The organism is uncultured Negativibacillus sp., assembly GCF_944388365.1.
In the GTDB taxonomy this organism is placed as follows: Bacteria; Bacillota; Clostridia; order Oscillospirales; family Ruminococcaceae; genus Negativibacillus.
Genome location: NZ_CALXIN010000064.1, coordinates 1 through 10951, shown reverse-complemented (window position 1 = coordinate 10951; position 10951 = coordinate 1). Strand labels below are relative to the sequence as shown.

Here is a 10951-nt window from a genome sequence, read left to right as displayed (position 1 = left end):
AGGAGCGCGTCCGCGGGTCAGATACTCTTCCAGATGCTCGACAGCGCGCTGCATTCTGAGGTCAAAATTGCTGGCGAAAAAGATGTGGAAGCCGTCCGGTTTCTGTTTGATTTTGACGACCATATCGTCCGAGCCCACCGAGAAGAAGAAGGTGGTCAGTTCATCGACGATGGTGGTCACCTTTTTGCGTGTAAAATTCATACCTGGAAAATCCTTTCTTTTTGAATGTCTATCTGTCAAATAAAATTACATATGATTTTTACGCTTTTGGAAGGTTTCGATGATGGGCACCATAATCAGCGCAAGGATGCCGGCGGAGAAACCGTTGTTGTACAGGTTCAGTCCTCCGTGCAGGATGCTGGTGTTGAGCACCATCGAGGAGTGCAGAAAGCCCATCAGAATGCCGTATGGCCAGCCAAACTGACCACTGATGGGAGACAGTGCGGTTGCAAACAGCGCACCGAGCTGAACGCTGGGATCATTGATGCTCCATACCTTGACCAGCGATCCCAGAAAGACGCCGCCCACCACCGGAACGACGTTGCGCAGGTGTTTACCGAAGGCGCCAAAGCCGATGATGGTGAAGATGCCGCCCATGGTGGCGCCGTTGATGGTGCCGCCGATGAGGAGAATATAGGTGGTGGCAAAGATGCCAAGCGTTCCCATGTTGAACAGGGTGATCGGCAGACCATCCAGCAGGATGAAGTCAGCGACCAGACGTCCCGAATGGCGATAGATACGCTTGAGGGAGCGTTTATCGGGGGTCATCCACCAGCCAGCCACCATTAAGATGGTGGAGAGCAGGTACATATATCCGACAACCAGCGGATTGTTCTCGTAGGTCCAGACCAGGCTGGTGGTGATTTCAAAGCCGAAGGACTTCATCACCGACACAATCAGTGTGCCCACCAGACCGGCAGCAAATCCGACGTTGTACAAATTGTAACCCTGATGAACCCTCAGACAGTAGGTAGCCAGCGGCGGTGTCAGAAAACCAATGACAGCGCCAAACACGATGACAACGATCAGTTTTTGCAACATATTTTCCGATTCGATGGCCACCGCAGTAATCAGCGGAGAGAGGGCAGTCGCATACAGAGCGATGTAAACATACTTGGAAAAGCTCTCGTGGTTTACCTTGGAAAAGAGGAATACACCCAGAATGATGGGCCAGATGTTGGCAACGTTTTTGCCGAACATCGCAAAGCCTGCCATCAAAAAGATACAGGCGATGGTGGGACCACTGATCATGGCATGGCTGAGCTTGACGATAATAATGGAGGCTGCCATAATCAAACCCGCGTTAAAGAAGGTGGCACCAAATCCACCGACGCTGCTGTAATCGGTAATCAGCCCGTCAGGGTGCAGAATAATGCGCCAGATGCCCTGGAAAATCCCCGATGGGGTATCCAAACAGAAGGCAAACAACATCATGGATATGGCGACTGCCCAAAGAATCCTTTCAATGGTGTCAGCAGTGCTGTGCTTGGTACTGTTACTTGGAACGTCGATGACACTCACTCCTCTTGGTGTTGTCAGGATCATTGAAAAGAGCCGCATTCTGACAACATCCGTTTTCTTTCATTTTAATATATACAGGTGCTTTTCGTCAAGAAAATGGGACGAGAATCCGCCCTTCCCAGAACAAAAATATTTGCAAAAAAAAACAGCCGCAGAGGTTTTCCTCTGCGGCTGCCGCGAAGTGTAACGATTAGAAGAAGGAAGCGATGGTGTCCAGACCCATCTGTACCTGTTCTTCCGAGAATTTGACATTGTCCTCCTCGGTTGCGTCTGGGTTGTCGTTGTAAGCGCCCAGCATGACATAGAACACATAGTCTCCATGGCGGACCACCTTAGCGGTCTGTACCTTGGCGATATTCATTGGGTAGTTCATCGAGTTTTCCACCATGTAGTCCAGATAAGCCTGAAGCTCTTTTTCTACCTCTTCGCCTTTGCCTTCCACGGCTTTGATGGCAATAAAGGTATCTACATGAGCACTGATCATCGGAGCCTGTGCATAGAATTCCTCGATGTTGTCGGTGTTGATGCCGTAGATGTCCGAGAGCATTTCCTCGGTAATATCCATGGAAGGCAGATAGTTCTCGCCATAAGTATCCTTGACTGCCTGTACGATGTCGTCCAGTGCAGGCTCTTTGACCTGTTCTTCCTGAGCCGAGGAGCTGCCGCCCTGTGCAGAGGAATCGCCAGACTGGCAGGCAGTCAGTGCGCCCAGTGCCAATGCAGCTGCAAGACAGAATACTAAAATACGTTTCATCATTGTAATTCTCCGTTTCTTTTAAAAAGTTTTATTTTCTGATGTTTCATATGGAAAGGTGTATCTTTTTTGCCCTTTCGGAATAATAGTGTCAGGATGAAAGCTTTTTATTGCATAGCATTTTAGAAAAAAATTTATCAAGAACGGGAGGGAAAAAGATGCGGCGTCGGTTTGCAATGCGGTGCTGTCGCCATCTGGGCAAAACCGGTTGGGAGCGTTGGTATCAGCCGCTGGTCTGGGGACTGTTGATTGCAGTCATTCTGCTGCTGCTCAATGCCTTTCAGCTCAAAGCGGTGCCGACGCTTCGTCTGGCAGCAAGGACGCAGGGAAACAATCTGGCAGCGGAGATGGTCAGTGTTCAGGTGGCAGAAAGCCTGCAGGAATACGGCGGCGAATTTATGCAGGTGGAGCGGGACGAGGATGGTCGTATCCTGTCGGTGGGAATGGATGCACAGAAGGCAAATCTGCTCAAAGCAGATCTTACCCTTCGGCTGACCGAGCAGGTGACGGAGCTTCCAAAGCGCAAATTGTCCATTCCGCTTGGAACCATCCTGGGCGGCGCGCTGCTCAATGGTCGTGGACCGCGCATCGAATTTATCGTCGAACCCTACGGGAGCACCCAGGTGGACTTTGTTCAGAACATCCAGTCGGCAGGAATCAACCAGACGGTATATCAGGTGCAGATGAAGGTCAAACTGGAGCTGAATACTACCTTGGCGGGAGTCAGCCAGCCCGCAGGATGCGAAACGACCTTTTTGCTGGAGGAACGGCTGATTGCAGGCGAGGTGCCGCAGCTGTATGCACAGGGAGGCTTTGCTGAGCAGAAAAAAGCGGATGAGGAAAATTGAAACTTTGTATAAAACTTGCTATAATAAGGTATCACCAAAAACGGATGGAGTGACGATTATGCAACTGGATTTTGAACAGGCAGCTGCGCTTGCACAGCAGCTGCGCGAAAAGATAAACTATTACAGCGATCTTTACTATCAGAAGAATGAATCCACCATCAGCGACTATGAGTTTGACAAGCTGATGCACCAGCTCATCGACATTGAGCAGCAGTATCCGCAGCTGCTCACCCCTGATTCACCGACCCATCGGGTGGGCGGTCACGCTTCCAACAGCTTCGCTCCGGTGGAGCATGTTGTGCAGATGGGTTCGCTGCAGGACGTCTTTTCGTCCGAGGAGGTCGAGGACTTTGACCGCCGCGTGCGGGAAACGATCGACCATCCGCTCTATGTGGTGGAACCGAAAATCGACGGTCTGTCGGTGTCGCTGGAATACCGCGACGGTGTGTTTGTGCGCGGCTCCACACGCGGCGACGGCTTTGTCGGTGAGGATGTCACCGAAAACCTGCGCACCATCGCTTCGATTCCGCTGCGTTTAAAGCAGCAGATCCCGTATCTGGAGGTGCGCGGTGAGGTGTACATGCCGGTGCAGAGCTTTGAAAAGGTGGTTGCACAGCAGGAGGAGCGCGAGGAAAAGCCGTTTAAGAATCCGCGCAATGCCGCTGCTGGTTCGCTGCGCCAGAAAAATCCGAAAATCACCGCTCAGCGCGGACTGGATGTGTTTATCTTTAACCTCCAGCAGGTCGAGGGCTTGGAGATCACCGGCCACAAACAGTCGCTCGATGTACTGCACGAGCTGGGATTTCAGGTGTCGCCGTCCTACCTGCGAGTAGACAACATTCAGGCTGCCATCGCGGAGATCGAGGCCATCGGTCAGCGGCGCGGCAGCTATGGATTTGATATCGACGGTGCAGTCGTTAAGGTTGACGATCTGTCCCAGCGCGAACAGCTCGGCGCTACTGCCAAATTCCCGCGTTGGGCAGTCGCTTTCAAGTATCCGCCGGAGGAGAAGGTCACCACTCTGCTGGATGTTGAGGTCAAGGTAGGACGCACCGGCGCGCTAACGCCGACAGCAGTCTTTGAGCCGATCCAGCTGGCAGGAACCACCGTCAGCCGTGCAGTGCTGCACAACCAGGATTTCATCGACCAGAAGCAGATCGCCGTCGGTGACAAAATCATTGTGCGCAAAGCCGGCGACATTATCCCGGAGGTGGTCGCGGTGGCACAACACTGCGGCGCACCGGTCTATCATCTGCCCGAATACTGCCCGTCCTGCCATACCCGCGTGGTGCGCGAGGAGGGACAGGCTGCTGTCTGCTGTCCGAACATCCAGTGTCCGGCACAGTTGATGCGCAACCTCATTCATTTTGCTTCCCGCGATGCCATGGATATCGACGGCATGGGTCCGGCGGTGCTGGAAGGCTTGGTCGGTGCAGGATGGGTACATGCTCCTGCGGACCTGTACCATCTGACCGAGGAGCAGATTGCTTCGCTCGACCGCATGGGCAAAAAGAGTGCAGCAAACCTGATGGCTTCGCTCGAACGCTCCAAGCAAAACGATCTGTCCAGAGTCGTCTTTGCACTGGGAATTCCGAACATCGGCGAAAAAACGGCGGCACAGCTTGCCCAGCACTTTGGCAGTATGGAGCGTCTGCGTCAGGCGACAGTCGAGGAGCTGACCGCACTGGAAGGCTTTGGTCAGATCGTCGCCGAAAGCATTGTGGCATTTTTTGCAGGGGAGCAAAACTGTCAGCAGATCGACCGTCTGGCAGAGGTGGGAGTCAATATGCAGAGCCTCAAACAGGCCGCCGGTGACACCTTTGCCGGCAAGACCTTTGTGCTGACCGGCACGCTGCCAACCCTCAAGCGCAGCGAAGCAAAGGAACTGATTGAGTCGCTGGGCGGAAAGGTGTCCGGTTCGGTCTCGAAAAAGACCAGCTATGTGGTAGCGGGCGAGGAAGCCGGTTCCAAACTGGACAAGGCAAACGAGCTTGGCATCGAGGTCATTACCGAAGCACAGCTGCTGGAGATGGCAAAGTAACAGTTGTTTCTTAAAAAGAATAGCTTCAGCAAAAAAGGTTGCTGTTTTTATAAAAAACAGCAACCTTTTTATCTGTCATTTTATCAGGATAGGGCAGCAAAATGTAAATTTATGCTTAATATAGTGAATATATCAAATATTTATGAATAAACATACGAATTCTGCCTGTATTGATAGACGTACTATAACAATACATTACCACAAATCAAAAGATAAGTCTATACTTTTTTGAAATTTCCTTTATACTTATTAAAGAAAGAAACAAAACAAAAGAAGAGAAACAGGGAGGAGGAAGGATGATGCTTCATCCGACAGAAAAGGAAGAGCGGCTCTATCTGGACGAGATTGAAAAGGAATTGAAGGAAGAGCTGGTGGAGCTGGACGAAAAGCTCCAGGAGTACCAGGAAAAGATTTTGGGACTCAAACAGTACATGTACGAAAACCAGGCACAGCTGGATAAAGTGGAAAAGGCGATGAGCCGTGTATCGGTATTGGAGGAGGCGCTGTTCGGGGAGGATGTCCTCAAGCAGAAAAAGCGGGTCACCAAGCTGATCGACTCGCCGTACTTTGGCAGGATCGACTTTTGCCACGACGACAAAGAGGAAGTGTTTTACATCGGTGTGTACGGCTTTTCCCGCGGAGGAGGCCTGCACAATCTGATCTATGACTGGCGTGCGCCGGTGTCCAGCGTGTTCTATGACTTCGAGATCGGACCGGCGCACTATCTTGCTCCGATGGGAGAGGTGGACGGAGAGCTGCGTCTCAAACGCCAGTACAAGATTCAGCGCGGAGTCATGGACTACATGATCGAATCGTCGCTCAACATCGGCGATGAGGTGCTGCAGAAGGAGCTGAGCCACAGCTCGGACGAAAAGATGAAGAACATCGTGGCGACCATCCAGAAGGAGCAGAACCAGATCATCCGCAACGAAACAGCCAAGGTGATGATTATTCAGGGAGCTGCCGGTTCGGGCAAAACCTCGATTGCACTGCACCGCATCGCATTTCTGCTCTACCGTCAAAGAGGAGTGCTCAATTCCCAGAACATCCTGATTATCTCTCCGAACAAGGTCTTCGCCGATTATATCTCCAGCGTCCTTCCAGAGCTGGGCGAGGAAAACATCGCGGAGATTGAGTTTGATGAACTTGCCCGCGAATACATGGGAAAGAAATATAAGTATCAGACCTTTGCACAGCAGGTGGAATCGCTGATCGAAAACGAAGATCCGGCAGCACGGGAACGAATCCGTCTGAAAGCGACCAATCAGTTTGTCAAGCAGCTTCAGTCCTTTTTGGAGGAGGCACAGGAGCGCTACTTTGCGCCGGAAGATCTGTCGGTGGAGGACGTGTTTGCCTCCAAAGAGAGCATCGAAAAGGAATACCATTATTACAAGAACCTTTCCATCAAGGTGCGCCTGCGCAAAATCGCGGATAGAATTCTGCATAAATATCGCGCAGAGAATGAAAAGAAGCTGGACCCAAAGGCAGCCAAGAAGGTGCGCGATACCGTCCAGCACATGTTCCTTCTGCCGGATGCAATGGCGTTGTATCAGGCTTTTTATGAGTCGATCGGTCAGCCGCAGGCCTTCTGCATGGCAGGCAAAAAGACGCTGGAATATGCGGACCTCTATCCGTTTCTCTACACCAAACTTTTCTTTGAGGGAGTCGACCGCGGCTATGAAAAGGTCAAGCATCTGCTGGTCGATGAGATGCAGGACTATACCCCGATCCAATATGCAGTGCTGGCAAAGCTGTTTTCTTGCAGGATGACCATTCTGGGCGACAGCTTTCAGAGTGTCAACCCGTACAGCTCCTCCAGCATCGAAAAGATCGAGCCGTACTTCGAGGGCTGTCAAACCATCGAGCTGTGCAAGAGCTACCGTTCCACGCTGGAAATCTCCGAGTTTGCCCGAAAGATCCTCAACAACAAAAAGCTGGTTTCGATCGAGCGCCATGGTCCACTGCCGACCGTTTCGGAGTGTGCGGATTCAGAGGAAGAACTTGCCAGGGTGCGTCAGCTGATGGAGGAGTTTCGCAACTCCTCGTTTGGTTCGATGGGCATTATCTGCAAATCGCAAAGCCAAGCAGGAGAGCTGTTTGAGAAGCTGCAGCAGGCGGGTGAAGAGGTAACGCTGCTCGACTTTGAAAGCACCAGCTTTTCGCAGGGCATCGTGGTCACCTCGGTACATATGTCCAAAGGTTTGGAGTTTGACCAGGTCATTCTGCCAGGGGTATCGCAGCAAAACTATCGGACCCAGATGGAGCAGAGTCTATTGTACATCGCCTGCACCCGAGCGATGCATCGGCTGGATGTTACCTGCAGCGGCAAAAAATCAGATTTTCTGCAATAAAATATGAAAAGAATACAAGCTTGATAAAAATTTCCCCGTTTGGTTGAAAGGCGGTTTGTCTGCATATACTAACAGTGCATCGAGTCTGATGCGACCAAATTTCAAAATGGAAACGAGGAAAAGTGATGAAAAAAATGACTTCGCTGCTCCTTGCCGCTCTTCTGACAGCCGGTGTATTTGCAGGCTGTTCGGAGAACGGCAGGGTAGGGCAGCTGGAAAAGGATGCGAAAACCCGCACCGAAGAAGACATGTCGTCGGGAATGGACACCGCCAAAGAGATGATGGAGAATGAACAGGGCATGATTATGGCAGCCGGCAGTCGTTTGCAGGATGTCATCATGCAGCTGGGAGAAGAGCTGGGCATCACCATGCCGGAAAAACTGGATGAAAGTTCGCTTAAAGAGGTGTTTGGCGTAGACCCAGCCGACATTGAGGAGTACTACGGCGAATATTCTGCCGTCAATACTTCCGCTGACCACATCATCGGTCTGAAGGTCAAGGACGGCAAGGTGGATGCGGTCAGACAGGCGCTGGAAGCCCGCAAGGAGGAAATTGTCAAAAACTTTGAGGAGTATCTGCCCGACCAATACGAAAAGGCACAGGCTGGTCAGATCATCCAGAAGGGCAACTATCTGTTCCTTGTCATTGCAGGCGACAGTGAAAAGGGCTACGACAGCGAGATGGATCGTGCCCAGAAAATTGTCAACGGTTATTTTGAATAGCAGGGAAAACGATGCAGGGCGGCCCGATTGGTTGCCCTGCATCACTGCGTATGGAAGGATAGAAAAAGGATAATTGTAAAAATATGACCTCTTGGAGAAAATCTCTTGATATTTTACATAAAATCTGCTACCCTGTATTGGTAAGACTTTCGGCACAGAGCTTGTGTAATTGTGTCGGAAAAAAACAATTTAGGAGGTTACTGCCTTGGTTTTCAGCAGTCTGCTGTTTCTGTTTCGGTTTTTACCGATTACCTTTTTGATCTATTATCTGGCCCCTACAAAACTGAAAAATACCGTTTTGTTTTTAGCCAGCCTGTTTTTCTATACTTGGGGAGAACCCAAGTTCTTTCCGATCATGCTTGTTTCCATCGCGGTCAACTATGTTGCCGGATTGCTGATGGAACGCTTTGACAAAAAGGAAGGAGTGCGCCGCGCCTGCTTCTGGATTGCTTTTGCAATCACCCTGGGCTTTTTGCTCTTCTTTAAGTATACCAACTTCTTCCTTTCCAATATTAACGCCTTGTTGGGGACAAGCCTGCCGCTGCTCAGCTCCTCCGAGTTTCATCTGCCGCTGGGCATCAGCTTCTATACCTTCCAGATTATGGCCTACACCATCGACGTCTACCGCCGCAAAATCAAGGTGGAGCACAATCTGATCGACTTTGGTACCTTTGTCGTGCTGTTCCCGCAGTTGATTGCCGGCCCGATCGTGCTGTATTCGGACATCAGCAGGGAGCTGAAGCACCGCAAGATTACGCTCGAGCAGATCAACGACGGCGCAGGACTGTTTATCATGGGCCTTGCCAGCAAGATTTTGCTGGCGGATACCATCGGTGCACTCTGGACCGAGGTGCAGACACTGGGCTTTGCAAATGTTTCCACTCCGCTTGCCTGGATGGGACTGCTTGCCTACAGCTTCCAGATTTACTTTGACTTCAGCGGCTATTCGCTGATGGCGATCGGTCTGGGCAGAATGCTCGGCTTCTTCTTCCCGCAGAACTTTAACTATCCTTATATTTCCAAGAGCGTCACCGAGTTCTGGCGCAGATGGCACATCACCCTCAGTTCGTGGTTCCGTGAATATGTCTATATCCCGCTGGGCGGCAACCGCGTGGGACGTGCCCGCCATTTCTTCAATATCTTTGCAGTGTGGTTCCTCACCGGCTTCTGGCACGGTGCGAACTGGAACTTCATCTTCTGGGGACTGTATTTCTTCGTGCTGCTGATGATTGAGAAGATCTTCCTGCTCAAGCGGCTGGAAAAAAGCCGCATCCTCTCCCATGTTTACCTGATTTTCTTTGTCATGATCGGCTGGGCGCTGTTTGCACTGTCCGATTTGTCCGCACTGGGAGAGCTGCTGCAGCGACTGTTCAGCCTCAACGGCGGCAACGACTGGATGTACTACCTGCGCGACTATGCAGGCATGCTGATTCTGTGCGTGCTGGCATCGACTCCGTTTTTCAAGGTGCTGGCAGACAGCCGCCTGGGCAAAAACCGCGTCGTACGCACCGTTTTTCTCTCGGTGGTGCTGCTGGTGTCGGTAGCCTTCATGGTCGACTCCACTTACAGCCCGTTCTTGTACTTTAACTTTTAGGAAAGGAAGGATACACAATGAAAAAGATTCTGCAAAATCCCATGGCAATCTTGTTTGGACTGTTTGTCATGGTCGTCTTTGCGGTGGATGTGTTTAATGCCGACCGCACGTTTTCCGATTTTGAAAACAAAAAGCTCAGCGCCAAGCCTTCCTTTTCCTGGTCGAGCTTTGTCAGCGGCAGCTTCGGCAACAACTATGTGCAGTATATCAACGACCAGTTTGTCGGACGTGACGACTGGATCACCCTCAAGGCAGCTGCCGACCAGGGACTGGGCCGCATCGAATCCCACGGCATCACCTATGCTGACGACGGCTATCTGTTTGAAAAGCTGGAGCTGGTGCCGGAACGCCTGGAAAACTCGGGAACCAATGTGGTGGCACAGCAGTCGATGGAACGCTCGGTAGGAATGCTGCGTTCCTTCCTCCGGATGTACGATCAGGACATCACCGTGTCGCTGGTGCCAAACTCCTATGCGATTTTGGAGGACAAGGTGCCGGAGGGCTTCCCTGGGGTGGATCAGCTTGCTGAGACGCAGGAAATCTACGATGACCTGACAGCATCGGACGATGGCGTGCAGGTGATCGACTTCGCCGACACGCTTTCTGCTCACGATGACGAATATATCTGCTATCATACCGACCACCACTGGACCACACTGGGTGCTTACTATGCCTACGTCGAATACTGCAACCAGAAGGGTCTGACGCCGGTGGAGCTGTCATCGCTCGAGGCAAACGAGGTGGAGGACTTCTACGGAACCTTCTATTCCAAGGCAAAACGCCCGGGACAGGAGCCTGATACCATCACCTGGTACGATGTGCCGGTGGAACAGTTCGCCTTTACAGCAAATCTCGACGAGGACAAGGAGCTTGCCTCGCTGGGTGAGCTGAAAACCATCGACGGGATGGAGCTTCTGGAAGTGAACGGCCTGATGGACACCCGCAAGTTCGATACCCGCGACAAGTATGCGGCGTTTACCTGGGGCAATGCCGGTTACACCAAGATTGTCAGCAGCAACAACCTCAACCACGAGGAAGGCAAGACCAGCCGTCTGCTGCTGTTCAATGACTCCTATGCCAACAGCATGATTCCGTTTTTGACCTACAACTATGATGAGAT

9 protein-coding genes are annotated in these 10951 nt (G+C 51.5%); 6 read left to right on the top strand and 3 right to left on the bottom strand.

Annotated elements, in window-relative coordinates; all coding sequences use genetic code 11:
• The 3 genes from Q0L39_RS08585 to Q0L39_RS08575 all read right to left on the bottom strand — a co-directional run.
• On the bottom strand, positions 1-201 hold a 201-nt coding region (locus Q0L39_RS08585), incomplete at its 3' end, for a hypothetical protein (protein WP_296628382.1).
• Between the two features lie 45 nt (positions 202-246).
• Complete coding sequence (locus tag Q0L39_RS08580) at positions 247-1545, bottom strand: DUF1576 domain-containing protein (RefSeq protein WP_296628381.1); 1299 nt, start codon at positions 1543-1545, stop codon at positions 247-249.
• 166 nt (positions 1546-1711) lie between these two features.
• Positions 1712-2275, bottom strand: a complete 564-nt coding sequence (locus Q0L39_RS08575) for a DUF4358 domain-containing protein (RefSeq protein ID WP_296628379.1) — start codon at positions 2273-2275, stop codon at positions 1712-1714.
• Positions 2276-2433: 158 nt separating this feature from the next.
• On the opposite strand from Q0L39_RS08575, the gene Q0L39_RS08570 reads away from it, so the two are divergent.
• From Q0L39_RS08570 to Q0L39_RS08545, 6 genes are all read left to right on the top strand, one after another.
• Positions 2434-3123 (top strand): sporulation protein YunB, encoded by a 690-nt coding sequence (locus tag Q0L39_RS08570; RefSeq protein WP_296628377.1) that lies wholly within the window; start codon positions 2434-2436, stop codon positions 3121-3123.
• 58 nt (positions 3124-3181) lie between these two features.
• Entirely contained in the window at positions 3182-5164 is a 1983-nt protein-coding gene (gene ligA / locus Q0L39_RS08565) for an NAD-dependent DNA ligase LigA (protein ID WP_296628375.1), read from the top strand.
• 299 nt (positions 5165-5463) lie between these two features.
• Positions 5464-7515, top strand: a complete 2052-nt coding sequence (locus tag Q0L39_RS08560; protein WP_296628374.1) for a UvrD-helicase domain-containing protein — start codon at positions 5464-5466, stop codon at positions 7513-7515.
• 125 nt (positions 7516-7640) lie between these two features.
• Positions 7641-8237: a DUF4358 domain-containing protein gene (locus tag Q0L39_RS08555; RefSeq protein ID WP_296628372.1), complete on the top strand. Its 597-nt coding sequence runs from the start codon at positions 7641-7643 to the stop codon at positions 8235-8237.
• 205 nt (positions 8238-8442) lie between these two features.
• The gene (locus tag Q0L39_RS08550; RefSeq protein ID WP_296628371.1) at positions 8443-9831 is read left to right on the top strand and encodes an MBOAT family O-acyltransferase; all 1389 of its coding nucleotides are present in this window, start codon (positions 8443-8445) and stop codon (positions 9829-9831) included.
• A 17-nt stretch (positions 9832-9848) separates the two neighbouring features.
• Positions 9849-10951, top strand: a 1103-nt coding sequence (locus Q0L39_RS08545) for a DHHW family protein (protein WP_296628369.1), incomplete at its 3' end; no start/stop codon positions are given.